17 protein-coding genes are annotated in these 18645 nt (G+C 60.4%); 15 read left to right on the top strand and 2 right to left on the bottom strand.

What is annotated here, in order from left to right; translation table 11 throughout:
* Positions 1-160: 160 nt before the first annotated feature.
* Positions 161-1825, bottom strand: coding sequence for an electron transfer flavoprotein-ubiquinone oxidoreductase (locus tag IDM28_RS07755; RefSeq protein ID WP_101318104.1), 1665 nt, complete (start codon positions 1823-1825; stop codon positions 161-163).
* Between the two features lie 540 nt (positions 1826-2365).
* Between IDM28_RS07755 and IDM28_RS07760 the strand changes: the two genes are divergently transcribed.
* From IDM28_RS07760 to IDM28_RS07800, 9 genes are all read left to right on the top strand, one after another.
* Positions 2366-3115: an electron transfer flavoprotein subunit beta/FixA family protein gene (locus IDM28_RS07760; RefSeq protein WP_101318106.1), complete on the top strand. Its 750-nt coding sequence runs from the start codon at positions 2366-2368 to the stop codon at positions 3113-3115.
* Positions 3116-4045, top strand: coding sequence for an electron transfer flavoprotein subunit alpha/FixB family protein (locus tag IDM28_RS07765; protein ID WP_101318108.1), 930 nt, complete (start codon positions 3116-3118; stop codon positions 4043-4045). It abuts the gene before it with no gap.
* 72 nt (positions 4046-4117) lie between these two features.
* Positions 4118-4939 (top strand): substrate-binding periplasmic protein, encoded by an 822-nt coding sequence (locus tag IDM28_RS07770; RefSeq protein WP_101318110.1) that lies wholly within the window; start codon positions 4118-4120, stop codon positions 4937-4939.
* Positions 4940-4949: 10 nt separating this feature from the next.
* Complete coding sequence (locus IDM28_RS07775; RefSeq protein ID WP_101318113.1) at positions 4950-5303, top strand: DUF4398 domain-containing protein; 354 nt, start codon at positions 4950-4952, stop codon at positions 5301-5303.
* Positions 5300-6109: an OmpA family protein gene (locus tag IDM28_RS07780; RefSeq protein WP_101318115.1), complete on the top strand. Its 810-nt coding sequence runs from the start codon at positions 5300-5302 to the stop codon at positions 6107-6109. Before IDM28_RS07775 ends, IDM28_RS07780 begins: the two co-directional genes overlap by 4 nt.
* A 192-nt stretch (positions 6110-6301) precedes the next feature.
* Complete coding sequence (locus IDM28_RS07785; RefSeq protein WP_101318118.1) at positions 6302-7744, top strand: PLP-dependent aminotransferase family protein; 1443 nt, start codon at positions 6302-6304, stop codon at positions 7742-7744.
* A 63-nt stretch (positions 7745-7807) separates the two neighbouring features.
* Positions 7808-8296 (top strand): hypothetical protein, encoded by a 489-nt coding sequence (locus IDM28_RS07790; RefSeq protein WP_150569700.1) that lies wholly within the window; start codon positions 7808-7810, stop codon positions 8294-8296.
* A 115-nt stretch (positions 8297-8411) separates the two neighbouring features.
* Complete coding sequence (locus tag IDM28_RS07795) at positions 8412-8666, top strand: YkgJ family cysteine cluster protein (protein ID WP_101318120.1); 255 nt, start codon at positions 8412-8414, stop codon at positions 8664-8666.
* A gap of 31 nt (positions 8667-8697) precedes the next feature.
* Entirely contained in the window at positions 8698-9303 is a 606-nt protein-coding gene (locus tag IDM28_RS07800; protein WP_101318122.1) for an START domain-containing protein, read from the top strand.
* A 67-nt stretch (positions 9304-9370) separates the two neighbouring features.
* On the opposite strand, the gene gltA is transcribed toward IDM28_RS07800, so the two are convergent.
* Positions 9371-10660, bottom strand: a complete 1290-nt coding sequence (gene gltA, locus IDM28_RS07805) for a citrate synthase (RefSeq protein WP_101318124.1) — start codon at positions 10658-10660, stop codon at positions 9371-9373.
* 350 nt (positions 10661-11010) lie between these two features.
* Here gltA and sdhC point away from each other — a divergent pair, with 350 nt between their 5' ends.
* The 6 genes from sdhC to odhB all read left to right on the top strand — a co-directional run bounded on the left by sdhC (position 11011) and on the right by odhB (position 18601).
* Positions 11011-11397 carry a succinate dehydrogenase, cytochrome b556 subunit gene (gene sdhC / locus IDM28_RS07810; protein ID WP_178080755.1) on the top strand — a complete coding sequence of 129 codons (387 nt, stop codon included), beginning with the start codon at positions 11011-11013 and terminating at the stop codon, positions 11395-11397.
* Complete coding sequence (sdhD, locus tag IDM28_RS07815) at positions 11391-11759, top strand: succinate dehydrogenase, hydrophobic membrane anchor protein (protein ID WP_101318128.1); 369 nt, start codon at positions 11391-11393, stop codon at positions 11757-11759. The genes sdhC and sdhD overlap by 7 nt, the downstream gene beginning before the upstream one ends.
* Positions 11760-11762: 3 nt before the next feature.
* Positions 11763-13535 (top strand): succinate dehydrogenase flavoprotein subunit, encoded by a 1773-nt coding sequence (gene sdhA, locus IDM28_RS07820; protein ID WP_101318131.1) that lies wholly within the window; start codon positions 11763-11765, stop codon positions 13533-13535.
* Between the two features lie 12 nt (positions 13536-13547).
* Positions 13548-14252 carry a succinate dehydrogenase iron-sulfur subunit gene (locus IDM28_RS07825; protein ID WP_101318133.1) on the top strand — a complete coding sequence of 235 codons (705 nt, stop codon included), beginning with the start codon at positions 13548-13550 and terminating at the stop codon, positions 14250-14252.
* Positions 14253-14497: 245 nt separating this feature from the next.
* Positions 14498-17329, top strand: a complete 2832-nt coding sequence (locus IDM28_RS07830; protein ID WP_101318135.1) for a 2-oxoglutarate dehydrogenase E1 component — start codon at positions 14498-14500, stop codon at positions 17327-17329.
* A gap of 42 nt (positions 17330-17371) precedes the next feature.
* A complete protein-coding gene (odhB, locus tag IDM28_RS07835; protein ID WP_181108316.1) occupies positions 17372-18601 on the top strand; it encodes a 2-oxoglutarate dehydrogenase complex dihydrolipoyllysine-residue succinyltransferase in 1230 nt (409 codons plus the stop codon).
* Positions 18602-18645: the final 44 nt, after the last annotated feature.

Below are 18645 nucleotides of genomic sequence, written 5' to 3' on the forward strand. Positions count from 1 at the left end.
AGATAGTTCTGGCCCCTTTCGCCCTTACGGGGAGTCACTTTTTTGAGACCCCCGGGCGTTTTCCACAAAATTGACTCACCGTAAGGGCGAAAGGGGCCGGACCTACCCATAAAGCAAACGGATAAGCCCCAGCCCCCAACCTCAAACCAACCCCAAAAAATCACATATTGGGATAGTTAGGCCCACCCGCACCCTCAGGCGTAACCCAGGTAATATTCTGCGCCGGATCCTTGATATCACACGTTTTGCAATGCACACAGTTCTGCGCATTGATCTGGAACCGCTTGGCGCCATCTTCCTGCGTAACCACCTCATACACCCCAGCCGGGCAATATCGCTGCGCCGGCTCGTCATACAACGGCAGGTTACTGGCAATCGGTACACTCGGATCAGCCAGCTTCAAGTGGCAAGGCTGCTCCTCTTCATGGTTGGTGCTGGAGAGAAACACCGAACTCAGCTTGTCAAAGCTCAACTTGCCATCCGGCTTCGGATAATCGATCTTCTTCGAGTCTGCCGCCAGTTTCAGGCACGCATAATCAGGCTTGGTATCACGCAGGGTGAACGGCAGCTTGCCGGCAAACCAGTTCTGGTCGACATAGTTGAAGGCAGCACCAAACAGCGGCCCGAACTTGTGCATCGCCGGGCCAAAGTTACGGCTGGCAAACAACTCGTCATGCAGCCAGCTGGCCTTGAAGCCATCGACGTAGCTATTGAGCACATCACCGCCTTCACTCCCGGCCAGCAACGCAGCAGCCACCGCATCAGCGGCGAGCATGCCTGACTTCATCGCCGTATGGCTGCCCTTGATCTTGGCGAAGTTCAGCGTGCCCAGGTCGCAACCAATCAGTGCGCCGCCATTGAAGACCATCTTCGGCAGCGAGTTGAAGCCGCCCTTGGCGATTGCGCGGGCTCCGTAGCTGATGCGCTTGCCGCCTTCAAGGTACTGGCTGATCACCGGGTGATGCTTGAGACGCTGGAACTCATCGAACGGCGACAGGTATGGGTTGGAGTAGGACAGGTCGACGATAAGGCCAACCACCACCTGATTGTTCTCCAGGTGATAGAGGAACGAGCCACCAGTGTTCTCGTTGCTGACCACATCCAGCGGCCAGCCCGCGGTATGCACCACCAGGCCTTGCTCGTGCTTGCTCGGGTCGATCTCCCAGATCTCTTTGATGCCGATGCCGTAGTGCTGCACATCCGACTCGCTGTCGAGATTGAAGCGTTTGATCAGCTGCTTGCCGATGTGCCCGCGGCAGCCTTCGGCGAACAGGGTGTACTTGGCACGCAGTTCCATGCCTGGGGTGTACAGGCCATCTTTCGGCTTGCCTTCGCGGTCGACGCCGAGGTCGCCGGTGAGGATGCCGCGGACTACGCCGTTGTCATCGATCAGCGCTTCCTGAGCGGCAAAACCTGGATAAACCTCGACGCCGAGGTTTTCCGCCTGCTGGGCCAGCCAGCGGCACAGGTTGCCCAGCGAGATGATGTAGTTGCCCTGGTTGTGCATGGTCTTGGGCACGAACAGGTCAGGCACCTTGGTCGAGCTGCCGGCATCTTTGAGGACATAGATGTCATCGCGTTTGACCGCGGTGTTGAGCGGGGCGCCGAGCGCTTTCCAGTCAGGGAACAGCTCGTCCAGCGCGCGCGGTTCGAACACCGCGCCAGAGAGGATGTGAGCGCCGACTTCGGAGCCTTTCTCGACCACGCAGACGCTGATCTCGCTACCGGCTTCGGCGGCCTTCTGCTTCAGACGGCAGGCGGCGGACAGGCCTGCCGGCCCGGCGCCGACAATGACCACGTCGAATTCCATGTATTCGCGTTCCACTGGTTCTCTCCTACTCAAGGCTCATCGCTGTTTCTTGTCGGGGGGACGGGCAGTCACCGGTAGCTATCTAGGCTGTAGCTTTACCGAACACGGACTACACCGCTGGGTCATGCCGCGCATTATATCTACACCACTCCAACGGTCCAATACAAACGTTTGTTTGAATTTGCCGCAGACCAGTAAAACCACAGGGAGGCGGCTGGAGGCTGGCCGATTTGCCGTATTGACCAGGCTGGGTGTTACGGTCAAGATACGAGCGGTTTTACGCTCGCCGTAGGCTGATCGATGGGCGCAGGAGCACCCCTAAAGACCAGGTGTAGAGCAGGGTTTTCGGGCTGAAAGCCGTCATGTAGTGGAGTTTACACGCCACCACAGAAAATGACCCGCAGGTTCTGCCTCGGCAGTCGCTACAGGACTTATCAGTCACAGTGAATAATCCTCTGGCCGATTCGTTTTTAGAGGTGCCCTTGTACCCACGCGCAATCGCCGGGCCTTTGTCCCCAGGCGAGTTTCTTTTCACCGGAGAGTAACGAGGAATCCATGAAGGTTCTTGTAGCTGTCAAACGAGTGGTCGACTACAACGTCAAGGTTCGCGTCAAAGCGGATAACTCCGGCGTCGACCTTGCAAACGTCAAGATGTCCATGAACCCCTTCTGCGAAATCGCGGTGGAAGAAGCCGTACGCCTGAAAGAAAAGGGCATTGCGACCGAGATCATCGCCGTTGCAGTCGGCCCGACCGCTGCCCAGGAGCAACTGCGCACCGCGCTGGCCCTCGGCGCTGACCGTGCCATCCTGGTCGAGACCAGTGATGAACTGAACTCGCTGGCCGTGGCCAAGGTGCTCAAGGCGCTGGTCGACAAGGAGCAGCCGCAACTGGTGATCCTCGGCAAACAGGCGATCGACAGCGACAACAATCAGACCGGGCAGATGCTCGCGGCGCTGACTGGCTACGCCCAGGGCACCTTCGCCTCCAAGGTTGAGGTGGCCGGTGACAAGCTCAATGTCACCCGTGAAATCGATGGCGGCCTGCAGACTGTATCGCTGAACCTGCCGGCGATCGTCACTACCGACCTGCGCCTGAACGAGCCGCGCTATGCGTCGCTGCCGAACATCATGAAGGCCAAGAAGAAGCCACTGGAGACTGTTACTCCGGACGCGCTGGGCGTTTCTACCGCCTCCACTGTGAAGACCGTAAAAGTCGAAGCGCCGGCTGCACGCAGCGCGGGTATCAAGGTCAAGTCGGTGGCTGAACTGGTCGAGAAATTGAAGAACGAGGCGAAGGTAATCTAAATGACTATCCTGGTTATCGCTGAACACGAGAACGGCGCTGTTGCCCCGGCCACCCTCAATACCGTTGCTGCTGCCGCCAAGATTGGTGGTGAAGTCCACGTACTGGTCGCCGGCGCCAACGTTGGTGCTGTCGCCGAAGCCGCAGCCAAGATCGCTGGCGTGGCCAAGGTGCTGGTAGCCGACAACGCCGCCTATGCCCACCTGCTGCCGGAAAACGTCGCGCCGTTGCTGGCCGAGCTGGGCAAGGGTTACAGCCACGTGCTGGCTCCGGCCACCACCAACGGCAAGAACATCCTGCCACGGGTTGCTGCACTGCTGGACGTCGACCAGATCTCCGAGATCATCGCGGTCGAGTCTGCCGACACCTTCAAGCGCCCGATCTATGCTGGTAACGCCATTGCCACCGTGCAATCGAGCGCGGCCGTCAAGGTCATCACCGTGCGTACCACCGGCTTCGATCCGGTTGCTGCCGAAGGTGGTTCGGCCACTGTCGAAGCCGTCAGCGCTGCCCACGATGCCGGCAAGTCGGCGTTCGTTGGCGAAGAGCTGGCCAAGTCGGACCGTCCCGAGCTGACTGCTGCCAAGATCGTCGTTTCCGGCGGCCGCGGCATGGGTAACGGTGACAACTTCAAGCACCTGTACACCCTGGCCGACAAGCTCGGCGCCGCCGTTGGTGCATCCCGCGCTGCGGTAGACGCAGGCTTTGTGCCGAACGACATGCAGGTCGGTCAGACCGGCAAGATCGTCGCGCCGCAGCTGTACATCGCCGTCGGTATTTCCGGCGCGATCCAGCACCTGGCCGGTATGAAAGACTCCAAAGTGATCGTTGCGATCAACAAGGATGAAGAGGCGCCGATCTTCCAGGTAGCTGATTACGGCCTGGTCGCGGACCTGTTCGAAGCAGTTCCGGAGCTGGAAAAGCTGGTCTGATCCGCCTGCTTCACTTATAAAGAAGCCCGGCCCTCGACATGAGGGCCGGGCTTTTTTCATAAGGAGTGGTGGATGAATTTTCGCAGAACGGGCAGGGCGCTGGTCTGCCTGGCCGCGCTGATGTCGCCTGCGGTCATGGCGGCCGGCAAGTGCGAGCGCCTGGTCGCCACCGGCAGCCCGGATGCGCCGCCTTATTCATGGCAGGACCCGCAAGACCCGCGGCACCTGATCGGGGCCAACGTCGACCTGCTGCGCCAGGTGGCGACCGAGCTTGGCCTGAAGCTTGAAGTGCTGCACGCCGGCCGCCGCGATCAAGCGCTGGAAGAGGTGCGCAGCGGGCGTATGGACCTGTTGCTCGATACGCCCATGCAGGTAACCCAACTGGATGCCCTGGATTACATCCACCCTGCGCTGCAGCTCAATGAATACTTGGTCTGGACCCGGCATGACGGCGCCGTGGTGTTCGACGGGCCGGCTGATCTGGCTCGCTATCAGGGCACTTTGTCCGAGCGGGCGCGGCTGACCCCGGCCTTCGAGGCCTTTGCCAAGGCGCAGCTCAAGCTGGTGCCGGCGCAGAACCTGACTCAGGCGTTCCAGAAGCTGGTGCTCGGTCAGGTTGATTATGTGCTGGCCGGGCGCTACTCGGGCATGGCCATGGTCCAGGGCCTGGGCATGGCCAATGACCTGATCGCCCGTGGCCTGCCGGTGGACCGCCCCGGGCTGTACCTGGCGGTGTCGCACAACTCGGCCTGCAATGACGCCTGGTTGCGCGGACAACTGGCAAAAAAACTGACAGAATTGCCGATCTCCGGTGCATCCGAAACGGTGCTGCAACGTAACGTCGAACGCTGGAAGGCGCAGATGTTGGTGCCCCAGGATGCCCCCAAACAGTAGGAAGACCGTGTTGAGAATCCAACCCTTGATGCTGGCCCTGGCCATCACCAGCCTGGCTGGCTGTGCCAATGATCCGGCGCCCACTGAACAACTGCGGCTGTCCGAGCAGGCGCTGGAGCAGGCCAAGGCCGTCGGTGCCACCGATCAGGTCGAAGCGCTGAAGCTGGCAGACGAAAAACTGACTCGCGCCAAAGCCAATCTGCTCAGCCAGGACAATCGCGATGCACGCATGCGCGCTGAGCAGGCCGAACTGGATGCGCGCCTGGCCGAGGCACAGGTATTGACGCTCAAGAGCGAAGAGCAGTTGACCGTGCTGCAGTCGCGCGTCAAGCGCTTGCGCAAGCAATTGGAGGCGCAGCCATGAATCGCACTACGCCAATCGCGGCGCTGGCATTGCTGGCGCTGGTCGGTCTGCAGGGCTGTGCCAGCCAGCGCAGCGAGTCGGCCCTGGAGGACGCCAGCGCGGCGTTCCAGAAGGTCAAGGATGACTCCAACGTGCTGCGCAGTGCGCCACGCGACGTGATCCGCGCCGGCGAGTCGCTTGCCAAGGCCGAGCGCTTGTCCAGCTACATCGGCACCGGTGCCGATGTGCGCCACTACGCTTATCTGAGCCAGCGCTACAGCGAGATCGCTGCCGAGCACGCCAAGCTGTCGTTGAATCAGGAGCGCATCGCCAAGCTTGATCTGGAGCGTCAGCGCCTGCAATTGGCGCTACGTGAGGCCAAGCTGGCCAGTGTGCAGCAGCAAGGCAAGTGGGTCGAAGCGCAGATCAGCGCGCTGGCCTCCGAGCAGAGCGAACGCGGCCTGGTGATGACCCTCGGCGATGTGCTGTTCGACACCGGTCGGGCTGATCTGAAGAATTCGGCAAGTCGCACCGTGCTCAAGCTGGTGCAGTTTCTCCAGCTCAATCCGCGCCGTGTGATCCGCATCGAGGGTTACACCGACAGCACTGGTACGCCGGAAGACAACCTCAAGCTGTCGCGTGATCGTGCACAGGCCGTGGCCGATATGCTGGTCGATCTGGGTATCGACGAGAAGCGTATTCAGGTCGAGGGTTACGGCGACCAGTACCCGATCGACGTCAATGCTTCGGAGCGGGGCAGGGCGCAGAACCGCCGAGTCGAGATCGTCTTCTCGGACGACAAGGGCAAACTCGCCGCGCCACGCTGACGGATGCTGCTCGCGGGGCCGTTGCATGGCCCCGTGAGCTGGCGTGGATAAACCCTGAAAGGGTGCTGGTCACGTAACTGTAATGTCGACTATTCTGCAATCTGTCCCCGTACACTTTGCAACTGTTCCGGTATTCTGCCTATCAGTGAGTCGCATAAAAACAACGACCCGTCCGCGCTTCGAGAATCCGTCATGACCAACCTGCTGCTGTACCAGCGCATCGCCCAGCAACTGGCTGAGGACATCCGTCGCGGTGTCTACCAGCCCGGGGAGCGAGTACCGTCGGTGCGCAAGATGAGCGCGCAGCTCAATGTCAGCCACGCAACCGTGCTTCAGGCCTACGCCAACCTGGAAGACCAGGGGCTGATCCGCGCACGGCCGCAGTCCGGCTACTATGTGCACCAGACGCCAGCGTTGACTGCGCAGACGCCGGACATCGCCCGCGTCGAGCGGCCTGGCCTGGTCACCCGCGCGACCATCATCCAGCAGGTACTGACCGAGGCACGTCGGGATGGCGTATTCCCGTTCGGCGCTGCCGTGCCGCATGTCGACTATCTGCCGGTACGAGCGCTACACCAGCAATTGGCCAAGGTCACCCGTTTTCATAGCCCGCGCGCGTTCAGTTACATGTTCAGCCCGGGCTTCGAGCCACTGCGTCGACAGATAGCCATTCGCATGCGTGATGCCGGTGTGTTGGTCGACCCGAGTGAGATCATCGTGACCCATGGCTGTGTCGATGCGCTGCAGATGTCGCTGCGCGTGCTGACCCGGCCGGGCGACCTGATCGCAGCCGAGTCGCCGACCTATTACGGCCTGCTGCAACTGGCTGATCTGCTTGGGCTGAAAGTCATCGAGATCCCCAGCGACCCTGCCAACGGCATCAGCCTTGAGGCATTGCAGCTGGCGGCCAATCAGTGGTCGATCAAGGCGCTGGTACTGACTGCGCGATTGAGCAACCCGCTTGGCGGCACCATCCCGGAAGAGCGCCAGAAGCAGCTGCTGCGGCTGGCGTCGGACTTCGACATCCAGATCGTCGAGGATGATATCTACGGCGAGCTGATGTTCGAACAGGGCCGCACCAAGGCACTCAAGGCCTACGACCGGCTGGATCGGGTGATCTACTGCTCGAGCTTTTCCAAGACCTTATCGCCCGGCGTACGGGTGGGCTGGATGATTGCCGGCCGTTATCAGGCCGAGATCCAGCGCTTGCAGACTTTCACTACCCACTCGGCTTGCAGCGTGACTCAGATGGGGGTGTCGGCGTACCTGGAAAACGGCGGCTATGACCGCCACCTGCGCTTTATCCGCCAGGAATACCGCAAGAACCTCAGTGCGTATCAGTTGGCGGTGCAGCAGCACTTCCCTGAGGGCACGCAAATGACCCGGCCAACCGGCGGTTTCATCCTTTGGGTGAGTCTGCCTGGGCGGGTCAACACCCAGGAGTTGCATGTGCGCGCGCTGGAGCAGGGCATCAGTATCGCGCCAGGGTTGATCTTCAGTAATACCGAGCAGTTCAACCACTGTATTCGGCTCAATTGCGGTATCCCGTGGAACAAGGAAGCCGAGCGCGCCGTGATCACCCTTGGCCTGCTGGCCCATCAATTGTGCAAAGACTCGGCCAGTTCACTGTTCTAGTCTTGCCAGACTCAGGCGGAACCGCCAGCATAGTCCTGTCATTCAGCGGTGTTTATGGAGTTCATGAAAGCGCTTCGCTGTTTTGCCCTGTTGTTTTGCCTGGCTCCGCTGTGTTTCTCCAGCGGTGCGCTGCAGGCTGCGTCCACAGCGCCCGTCGCTGCCCCGGCCAAGGCGGCCAGCAAAGCCACCGCTGGCAAGGCGAGCACGCCCCCGGCAAAGGCTGCGGTACGGAAGAAGGCCAAGGCCAAGCCTGTGGCGAGAAACAAGCGCAAGGCAGTCAGCAAGGCTGTGGCCAAACCGGTACCCAAGACCAAGCTCGACCTCAGCTTGCCTACGCACTTGGTCGACAAGCTGGAGCCGGAGGTGAATACCTTGTCGTCGCAACGGCGCAAGCCTCTGCTGCCGTCGATGTTCCCGGAGAACCCGCCGGCGGATGACAGCCCATTTCAGCTCAACGGGCGCTTGATCAACAACGAGATGCAGCTGCAGTTGCGCAATGACAGCCGGCGTGAAGTCGAAGGCGCTGCCATCGATTTTCAATTCCGCCAGTAACTGCAACTGACTGCCGGGTCACGGCAGATTTCATCTGGCCAGCAATTTCAAACGAATGTTTGAGTCGTTACTATCAGGGACGTTCGTCCCGTTTTGTTCCAGGAGTCTAGACTTGATGAAATGCCGAGAGGGTTGCGGTGCATGCTGCATCGCCCCTTCGATCAGCTCGCCCATGCCGCGCATGCCACATGGCAAGCCGGCCGGTGAGCGCTGCCTGCACCTGACGCCGAGCAATCTCTGTGAGCTTTTCGGCAGGCCGGAGCGCCCCGCAGTGTGTGGTGGCTTCAAGGCCGATGTCGAGGTGTGTGGCAGTGACAGTGACGAGGCAATCAGGCTTCTTGGCTGGCTGGAGCAGATGACGGCGGCGTGACACGGTATCTTCGACAACAAGGATAAGCATGATGAGATCGTTCAAGCGTATTGCACTGCTGTGTGGCATGGGTGTGTTGTTGGCTCCGGCCGCCTGGGCAGAAAACTGGCAGGTGGCCAAGGACAAGGACGGCATCACCGTGTCGCTCAGCGAGGTGGCAGGATCGCAGTACAAGGCCTACCGCGGCGTGACGGTGATCAAGGCACCGCTGGCCAAGGTCAAGGCGCTGCAGGAAGACGTCGCCGGGGCCTGTGCCTGGATCCATGAGTGCGAGTCGCAGAAGCTGCTCAAGCATGAGGGTGATCAAACCTGGACTTACAGCCGCTTCAATACGCCGCCGCTGGTTACCCCGCGCGACTCGGTGATGCTGGTTACCACCACTCAGCAAGCGGACGGCAGCCTGCTGCGCACGCTGGAAGAAAAGCCCGATTATCTGCCGGCAGAAAAGGGTTTTGTGCGGGTGGCCAAGGTTGAAGGCTTCTGGAAGCTGGTGCCCAAGGGTGACAGCACTGAGGTGACCTATCAGGTGCACACCGAACCAGGTGGCAGCGTGCCGTCCTGGCTCGCCAACAAATTCGTCGTGGATGCACCGTTCAATACCCTGCAGGCGCTGCGCGAGCGCGCCGAGAAGCCCTGATCGGCAAATGCAAAAAGGCTGCCCGAGGGCAGCCTTTTTTACGCATTCAGCATTAAACCAGCGATGCTTACTTGCGATCCGTCAGGTTGACGATATCGCGCTGCGGCTCACCGGTGTACAGCTGGCGTGGACGGCCAATCTTGTACGGGCTGGAGAGCATTTCTTTCCAGTGCGAGATCCAGCCGACAGTACGTGCCAGGGCAAAGATCACGGTGAACATGCTGGTCGGAATGCCGATCGCCTTGAGGATGATCCCCGAGTAGAAGTCGACGTTCGGATACAGCGAGCGCTCGATGAAGTACGGATCGGTCAGAGCGATCTCTTCAAGGCGCATGGCCAGTTGCAGTTGCGGGTCGTCCTTGATGCCCAGCTCGCGCAGGACTTCGTCGCAGGTCTGCTTCATCACGGTGGCGCGCGGGTCACGGTTCTTGTAGACGCGGTGACCGAAGCCCATCAACTTGAACGGATCGTTCTTGTCCTTGGCCTTGGCGATGAAAGTGTCGATGTTGGAAACATCGCCGATTTCATCGAGCATGGTCAGTACGGCTTCGTTGGCGCCGCCGTGTGCCGGGCCCCACAGCGCGGCGATGCCGGCTGCGATACAGGCGAACGGGTTGGCACCCGACGAACCGGCCAGACGTACGGTGGAGGTCGAAGCGTTCTGCTCGTGGTCGGCATGGAGGATGAAGATCCGGTCCATCGCCTTGGCCAGCACCGGGCTGATCGGTTTGATCTCGCACGGGGTGTTGAACATCATGTGCAGGAAGTTTTCCGCGTACGACAGGTCGTTGCGCGGGTACATCATCGGCTGGCCCATGGAGTACTTGTAAACCATCGCTGCCAGGGTCGGCATTTTCGCGACCAGGCGCACCGCGGAAATTTCGCGGTGTTGCGGGTTATTGATATCCAGGGAGTCGTGGTAGAACGCCGAGAGGGCGCCGACCACACCGCACATCACCGCCATCGGGTGAGCGTCGCGGCGGAAACCGTTGAAGAACGACTTCAGCTGCTCGTGAACCATGGTGTGGTTCTTGACGGTGCTGACGAACTGCGCCTTCTGCTCAGCATTCGGCAGTTCGCCGTTGAGCAGCAGGTAGCAGGTTTCGAGGTAGTCCGATTGCTCGGCGAGCTGCTCGATCGGGTAGCCGCGGTGCAGCAGGATGCCCTTGTCGCCGTCAATGTAGGTGATCTTCGACTCGCACGAGGCAGTCGCCATGAAACCTGGGTCGAAGGTGAAGTGACCAGAAGCCCCCAACCCGCGGACGTCGATTACATCGGGACCAACGGTGCCGGTTAAAATGGGCAGCTCGACGGGGGCTGCGCCCTCGATGACCAACTGCGCTTTTTTGTCAGCCATGTGGCCTCCTATTAATGCTTGAAATCATCAGACAGACCCCCCACGCAGGGCCCGCACCACTATAGAGGGATAAATTCAGATGTCAATTTGCCTAAAGGTGGGTTGAATCACCCCCTAAGGCCTGATTTTTCAAGAAATTGGCGCCCGTTTACGCCTTTTGTTCGCTAAAGGCAATGCGCTATTTGGGCTAGCCCATCACGTTGTCATAAGCAGCCTAACTGTCTATACTCGGCAGCCGACCGCCAAGGGCTTGCAAGCCCGATTGCTGGGGGTCGCCGTTCTCTGGGTGGTGGGTACCTGACCAGTACACTTACCAACAACTTTGCCCTGTTAGCTTGGGGCTCTTCAGTGTGAAAAAAGCCGTGAAAAGCCAACGACCTGTAAACCTAGACCTAAGGACCATCAAACTCCCCATTACCGGTATTACGTCATTCCTGCACCGTGTCTCCGGCATCATTCTCTTCCTGGGCTTGGCGATCATGCTTTACGCATTGAGCAAATCCCTGGGTTCGGAGGAAGGTTTCGGCGAGGTGAAGGCGTGCTTGACCAGTCCGCTGGCCAAGTTCGTGGCGTGGGGTCTCCTCTCTGCCCTGCTGTATCACCTGGTTGCCGGTGTGCGCCATTTGATCATGGACATGGGCGTCGGTGAGACACTGGAAGGCGGAAGACTGGGCTCGAAAATCATCATCGCTGTTTCCGTAGTGGTGATCGTGCTGGCAGGAGTTTGGATATGGTAACTAACGTCACGAACCTCTCGCGTTCGGGCCTCTATGACTGGATGGCGCAGCGCGTATCTGCGGTCGTTCTCGCGGCTTACTTCATCTTCCTGATCGGCTACCTCGTCGCCCACCCGGGTATCGAGTTTGCCCAGTGGCACGCTCTGTTCTCCAACAATGCGATGCGAATCTTCAGTCTGTTGGCCCTGGTGGCCCTTGGCGCTCACGCCTGGGTCGGCATGTGGACCATCGCCACTGACTACCTGACGCCAATGGCGCTGGGCAAGTCGGCGACTGCGATTCGTTTCCTGTTCCAGGCGGTATGCGGCGTTGCGATGTTCGCTTACTTCGTCTGGGGTGTGCAGATTCTCTGGGGTATCTGATTCATGGCTATGATTCCAACGATTTCATTCGACGCCATCATTGTTGGTGGTGGCGGTGCCGGCATGCGCGCTGCGCTGCAGCTGGCCCAGGGCGGTCACAAGACTGCCGTGATCACCAAGGTCTTCCCGACCCGCTCGCACACTGTATCCGCCCAAGGCGGCATCACCTGCGCAATCGCCTCGGCTGACCCGAACGACGATTGGCGCTGGCACATGTACGACACCGTCAAGGGGTCGGACTACATTGGTGACCAGGACGCTATCGAATACATGTGTCAGGAAGGCCCGGCTGCGGTGTTCGAGCTGGACCACATGGGTCTGCCGTTCTCGCGTACCGAAACTGGCCGTATCTACCAGCGTCCGTTCGGTGGCCAGTCCAAGGACTTCGGCAAGGGCGGTCAGGCGGCGCGCACCTGCGCAGCTTCCGACCGTACCGGTCACGCGCTGCTGCACACCCTGTACCAGGGTAACCTGAAAGCCGGCACCACCTTCCTCAACGAGTACTACGCAGTCGATCTGGTGAAAAACCAGGACGGCGCATTCGTTGGTGTGATCGCGATCTGCATCGAAACCGGCGAAACCCTGTACATCAAGGCCAAGGCCACTGTACTGGCGACTGGCGGTGCGGGCCGTATCTACGCGTCGACCACCAATGCCCTGATCAACACCGGTGACGGTATCGGCATGGCCCTGCGTGCAGGCGTTCCGGTACAAGACATCGAAATGTGGCAGTTCCACCCGACCGGCATCGCCGGCGCTGGTGTACTGGTCACCGAAGGTTGCCGCGGTGAAGGCGGTTACCTGATCAACAAGCACGGCGAGCGTTTCATGGAGCGCTATGCGCCTAACGCCAAGGACCTTGCCGGTCGTGACGTTGTGGCCCGCTCGATGGTCAAGGAAATCATCGCCGGTAACGGCTGTGGTCCGAATGGCGACCACGTGATGCTCAAGCTCGACCACCTCGGCGAAGAAGTGCTGCACAGCCGCCTGCCAGGCATCTGCGAGCTGTCCAAGACCTTCGCCCACGTCGACCCAGTGGTCGCGCCGGTGCCGGTCGTACCAACCTGCCACTACATGATGGGCGGCGTTGCCACCAACATTCATGGTCAGGCCATGACCCAGGACGCCGACGGCGTCGACCAGATCATCCCGGGCTTGTTCGCCGTGGGTGAAGTGGCTTGCGTATCGGTTCACGGCGCTAACCGCCTGGGCGGCAACTCGCTGCTCGACCTGGTGGTGTTCGGTCGTGCTGCTGGTCTGCACCTGGAAAAAGCGCTGTCCGACGGCATCACCTACACCGACGCCAGCGACACCGACATCGAAGTCGCCCTGAGCCGCTTGAACAAGCTCAATCAGCGCACTGATGGCGAAGACGTGGCTACCCTGCGTCGCGAGCTGCAAAGCTGCATGCAGAACTACTTCGGCGTGTTCCGCACCGGCGAATACATGCAGAAGGGAATCGAGCAGCTGGCTCAGCTGCGCGAGCGTATTGGCAACGTCAAGATCAACGACAAGTCCCAGGCCTTCAACACCGCGCGGATCGAAGCGCTGGAGCTGCAGAACCTGCTGGAAGTTGCCGAAGCTACTGCGATCGCCGCAGAAGTGCGTAAAGAGTCGCGCGGTGCTCACGCCCGTGAAGACTTCGAAGATCGTGACGACGAAAACTGGCTGTGCCACACCCTGTTCTTCCCAGGTGAGAAGCGGGTTGCCAAGCGCGCAGTCAACTTCGCACCGAAGACCGTACCGGCGTTTGAGCCAAAAATCCGGACTTACTAAGGGGTGGCCGCTATGTTGAAAGTCGAAGTATATCGCTACAACCCGGACACCGACTCGGCGCCGAAAACTCAGATTTTCGAAGTCGACACCGGTGGCAAGGACCTGATGGTGCTGGACGTGCTGGCACTGATCAAGGAGCAGGACGAAGGTTTCTCCTATCGTCGCTCCTGCCGTGAAGGCGTCTGTGGTTCCGACGGCATGAACATCAACGGCAAGAACGGTCTGGCGTGCATCACGCCGCTGTCTGCCGTAGTAAAAGGTAACAAATTGGTCGTGCGTCCGCTGCCGGGCCTGCCAGTTATCCGTGACCTGGTCGTCGATATGAGCATCTTCTACAAGCAGTACGAGAAGGTGAAGCCATTCCTGCAGAACGATTCGCCAGCTCCGGCTATCGAACGCCTGCAATCGCCAGAAGAGCGCGAGAAGCTGGACGGTCTGTACGAGTGCATCCTGTGCGCTTGCTGCTCGACTTCCTGCCCGTCGTTCTGGTGGAACCCGGACAAGTTCCTCGGTCCAGCTGCACTGCTGCAGGCCTATCGCTTCCTGGCCGACAGCCGCGACACGAAAACTCAGGAGCGCCTGGCGTCCCTGGATGACCCGTTCAGCGTATTCCGCTGCCGCGGGATCATGAACTGCGTAAACGTTTGCCCTAAAGGTCTGAATCCGACCAAGGCAATCGGTCACGTACGTAACATGCTGCTGCAAAGCGGCACCTGATACACAGCTGTAGCAAGTGCAAGACACTGAAGCGCGGGTGGTGAGCCCGCGCGGAGGTGAAACCCGGGCAGGGGTCGATAAGGCCCACGCCCATTACCTATGAAGATTTGAGACCAGCAGGGGCTTCCGGGCTGGTACCCGGAAAATCTGCAGGATCCTCGGTGGCGTGATTGGTCGCTGTTCTCGGGCTTTCTCATGCGTATTGAGGTACTTGCCGATTCGTCCCCGAACGAGGGTGACCAAGCATGCAAGAAAGCGTGATGCAGCGCATGTGGGAAAGCGCCCACCTTTCAGGTGGTAACGCTGCATATGTGGAAGAGCTCTACGAACTCTACCTGCACGACCCTAACGCTGTGCCAGAAGAGTGGCGCACCTACTTCCAGAAGTTGCCCGCCGACGGCAGCACCGCTACCGATGTATCGCACTCGACAATCCGCGACCATTTCGTACTGCTGGCAAAGAACCAGCGCCGCGCTCAACCGGTTTCCGCCGGGAGCGTGAGCAGTGAACACGAGAAGAAGCAGGTTGAAGTTCTGCGACTGATCCAGGCCTATCGTATGCGCGGCCATCAGGCTGCCAAGCTCGACCCGTTGGGGTTGTGGCAGCGCCCTGCGCCCGTAGACCTGTCGATCAATCACTACGGCTTGACCAATGCCGATCTTGATACGACCTTCCGTGCCGGCGACCTGTTCATCGGCAAAGAGGAAGCGAGCCTACGCGAAATTCACGATGCGCTGGAGAAGACATATTGTCGCACCATCGGCGCCGAGTTCACCCATATCGTCGATTCCGAGCAGCGTAGCTGGTTCCAGCAGCGTCTCGAAAGCGTGCGTGGGCGTCCGGAGTTTTCCGCTGATGTGCAGGCGCATCTGCTTGAGCGTGTCACCGCAGGTGAAGGCCTCGAGAAGTATCTGGGCACCAAGTATCCAGGTACCAAGCGCTTCGGTCTGGAAGGCGGCGAGAGCCTGATCCCGATGCTGGACGAAATGATCCAGCGCTCGGGCTCCTACGGCACCAAGGAAGTCGTGATCGGCATGGCCCACCGTGGCCGTCTGAACGTGCTGGTCAATACCTTCGGCAAGAACCCGCGCGAGCTGTTCGACGAGTTCGAAGGCAAGAAGATGAACGAGCTGGGCTCGGGTGACGTTAAATATCACCAGGGCTTCTCGTCGAACGTGATGACCCCGGGTGGTGAAGTTCACCTGGCCATGGCGTTCAACCCGTCCCACCTGGAAATCGTCTCGCCAGTGGTGGAGGGTTCGGTGCGCGCCCGTCAGGACCGTCGCAACGACAGCGTTGGCGACAAGGTACTGCCGATCTCGATTCACGGTGATGCTGCGTTCGCTGGCCAGGGTGTGGTACTGGAAACCTTCCAGATGTCGCAGACCCGCGGTTTCAAGACCGGCGGTACCGTGCACATCGTGATCAACAACCAGGTTGGTTTCACCATCAGCAACCCGCTCGACTCGCGTTCCACCGAGTACTGCACCGACGTCGCCAAGATGATTCAGGCGCCGATCCTGCACGTCAACGGTGATGATCCGGAAGCTGTGCTGTTCGTGACCCAGCTGGCCATCGATTACCGCATGCAGTTCAAGCGTGACGTGGTGGTTGACCTGGTCTGCTACCGTCGCCGCGGCCACAACGAAGCGGACGAGCCTAACGGCACCCAGCCACTGATGTATCAGCAGATCAGCAAGCAGCGCACCACCCGTGAGCTGTACGCCGAGTCGCTGATCCAGGCCGGTCGTGTCGATGCCGAGCGTGCTCAGGCCAAGATCGACGAGTACCGCAACGCACTGGACAACGGTCTGCATGTGGTCAAGAGCCTGGTCAAGGAGCCGAACCGCGAACTGTTCGTCGACTGGCGTCCATACCTGGGCCATGCCTGGACCGCGCGTCACGACACCCGTTTTGACCTCAAGACCTTGCAGGACCTGTCGGCCAAACTGCTGGAGATGCCGGAAGGCTTCGTCGTGCAGCGTCAGGTGTCGAAGATCTACGAAGACCGCCAGAAGATGCAGGCCGGTGGCTTGCCGATCAACTGGGGCTATGCCGAAACCATGGCGTACGCCACGTTGGCCTTCGAAGGTCACCCGATCCGCATGACCGGTCAGGATATCGGCCGCGGCACCTTCTCGCACCGCCATGCGGTGTTGCACAACCAGAAGGACGCCAGCACCTATATCCCGCTGCAGAACCTGTACCCGGGCCAGCCACGTTTCGACCTGTACGATTCGTTCCTGTCCGAGGAAGCAGTTCTGGCGTTCGAATACGGTTACTCGACCACTCAGCCAAACGCGCTGGTGATCTGGGAAGCCCAGTTCGGCGACTTCGCCAACGGTGCGCAAGTGGTCATCGACCAGTTCATCACCAGTGGCGAGCACAAGTGGGGCCGTCTGTGCGGTCTGACCATGCTGCTGCCGCACGGCTACGAAGGTCAGGGTCCTGAGCACTCCTCGGCGCGTCTGGAGCGTTACCTGCAGCTGTGCGCCGAGCACAACATCCAGGTGTGCGTACCGACCACCCCGGCACAGATCTACCACCTGCTGCGTCGCCAGGTGATCCGCCCGCTGCGCAAGCCGCTGGTAGTCCTGACGCCGAAGTCGCTGCTGCGCCACAAGCTGGCCGTGTCGACCTTGGAAGACCTGGCAGAAGGCTCGTTCCAGACCGTGATCCCGGAAATCGACACCCTCGATCCGGCCAAGGTCGAACGCTTGATCCTGTGCAGTGGCAAGGTCTACTACGACCTGCTGGAAAAACGCCGTGCCGAAGGCCGCGAAGATATCGCCATCGTGCGTATCGAGCAGCTGTATCCGTTCCCGGAAGACGACCTGGTCGAAATCCTGGCGCCGTACAGCAACCTCAAGGCCGCCGTCTGGTGCCAGGAAGAGCCAATGAACCAAGGCGCCTGGTACAGCAGCCAGCACCACATGCGCCGTATCCTGGGCCGCCACAACAAGGCACTGGTCCTGGAATACGCCGGCCGCGACGCTTCTGCCGCGCCAGCCTGTGGTTACGCATCGAAGCACGCTGAACAGCAGGAAAAACTGCTGCAAGACGCCTTCACTGTTTAATGCTTTCGCGCACCTGAAACCGAATTTAAGGAAACACTGCTAATGGCTATCGAGATCAAAGCCCCAACCTTCCCGGAATCGGTTGCCGACGGCACCGTTGCCACCTGGCACAAACAGCCGGGCGACGCCGTCAAGCGTGACGAGCTGATCGTTGACATCGAAACCGACAAAGTCGTCCTGGAAGTGCTCGCCACTGCCGACGGCGTACTCGGCCCGATCGTCAAGGGCGAGGGCGACACCGTCCTCTCCGACGAACTGCTGGGCTCGATCGTTGAAGGCGGCGCTGCTGCCGCTGCACCTGCTGCTGCCGCGCCTGCTGCTGGCGGCGCTGCCCCGGCCGCTGCTGCCGACGCTGGCGAAGACGACCCGATCGCTGCACCGGCCGCGCGCAAGCTGGCTGAAGAAAGTGGTATCGATCTGGCTACCGTCGCCGGCACTGGCAAAGGCGGTCGTATCACCAAGGAAGACGTGGTTGCCGCCGTTGCCAACAAGAAGTCCGCGCCTGCCGCGGCTCCTGCTGCCAAGCCAGCCGCTGCTGCTGCCGCTCCAGTACTGACCGCCACTGGCGACCGTACCGAGAAGCGTGTGCCGATGACCCGTCTGCGCGCCAAGATCGCCGAGCGTCTGGTCGAAGCCCAGTCGAACATGGCGATGCTGACCACCTTCAACGAAGTCGACATGACCGAAGTCATGGCTCTGCGTTCGAAGTACAAGGACCTGTTCGAGAAGTCCCACAACGGCGTACGCCTGGGCTTCATGTCGTTCTTCGTCAAGGCCGCTACCGAGGCGCTCAAGCGCTACCCGGCAGTCAACGCCTCGATCGACGGCACCGACATCGTCTACCACGGCTTTGCTGACGTCGGCGTTGCCGTCTCCAGCGACCGTGGCCTGGTGGTTCCAGTACTGCGCAACGCCGAGCAGATGAGCCTGGCGGAAATCGAGAACGGCATCGCCACCTTCGGCAAGAAGGCTCGTGACGGCAAGCTGGGCATCGAAGACATGACCGGCGGTACCTTCACCATCACCAACGGTGGTACATTCGGCTCGATGATGTCGACCCCGATCGTCAACCCGCCGCAGGCGGCTATTCTGGGCATGCACAACATCATCCAGCGTCCGATGGCGGTCAATGGCCAGGTTGCCATTCGCCCGATGATGTATCTGGCGCTGTCCTACGATCACCGTCTGATCGATGGCAAGGAAGCAGTAACCTTCCTGGTCACCATCAAGAACCTGCTGGAAGACCCGGCTCGTCTGCTGCTGGACATCTAACACGCAGCTGCAAGCGGCAACCGGCCGGCTCCCGTGCGAGCCCG

Origin of the sequence: Pseudomonas sp. EZ-C24 (assembly GCF_014525325.1) — a bacterium.
GTDB lineage: Bacteria > Pseudomonadota > Gammaproteobacteria > Pseudomonadales > Pseudomonadaceae > Aquipseudomonas > Aquipseudomonas shirazensis.

Coding starts and splice junctions, on each gene's coding strand:
- IDM28_RS07795 (WP_101318120.1), top strand. CDS start 8,412: ATGAAATGCCGAGAGGGTTGCGGTGCATGCTGCATCGCCCCTTCGATC.
- IDM28_RS07825 (WP_101318133.1), top strand. CDS start 13,548: ATGTTGAAAGTCGAAGTATATCGCTACAACCCGGACACCGACTCGGCG.
- gltA (WP_101318124.1), bottom strand. CDS start 10,660: ATGGCTGACAAAAAAGCGCAGTTGGTCATCGAGGGCGCAGCCCCCGTC.
- IDM28_RS07800 (WP_101318122.1), top strand. CDS start 8,698: ATGAGATCGTTCAAGCGTATTGCACTGCTGTGTGGCATGGGTGTGTTG.
- IDM28_RS07790 (WP_150569700.1), top strand. CDS start 7,808: ATGAAAGCGCTTCGCTGTTTTGCCCTGTTGTTTTGCCTGGCTCCGCTG.
- IDM28_RS07765 (WP_101318108.1), top strand. CDS start 3,116: ATGACTATCCTGGTTATCGCTGAACACGAGAACGGCGCTGTTGCCCCG.
- IDM28_RS07785 (WP_101318118.1), top strand. CDS start 6,302: ATGACCAACCTGCTGCTGTACCAGCGCATCGCCCAGCAACTGGCTGAG.
- IDM28_RS07770 (WP_101318110.1), top strand. CDS start 4,118: ATGAATTTTCGCAGAACGGGCAGGGCGCTGGTCTGCCTGGCCGCGCTG.
- IDM28_RS07830 (WP_101318135.1), top strand. CDS start 14,498: ATGCAAGAAAGCGTGATGCAGCGCATGTGGGAAAGCGCCCACCTTTCA.
- odhB (WP_181108316.1), top strand. CDS start 17,372: ATGGCTATCGAGATCAAAGCCCCAACCTTCCCGGAATCGGTTGCCGAC.
- sdhD (WP_101318128.1), top strand. CDS start 11,391: ATGGTAACTAACGTCACGAACCTCTCGCGTTCGGGCCTCTATGACTGG.
- IDM28_RS07780 (WP_101318115.1), top strand. CDS start 5,300: ATGAATCGCACTACGCCAATCGCGGCGCTGGCATTGCTGGCGCTGGTC.
- IDM28_RS07760 (WP_101318106.1), top strand. CDS start 2,366: ATGAAGGTTCTTGTAGCTGTCAAACGAGTGGTCGACTACAACGTCAAG.
- sdhA (WP_101318131.1), top strand. CDS start 11,763: ATGGCTATGATTCCAACGATTTCATTCGACGCCATCATTGTTGGTGGT.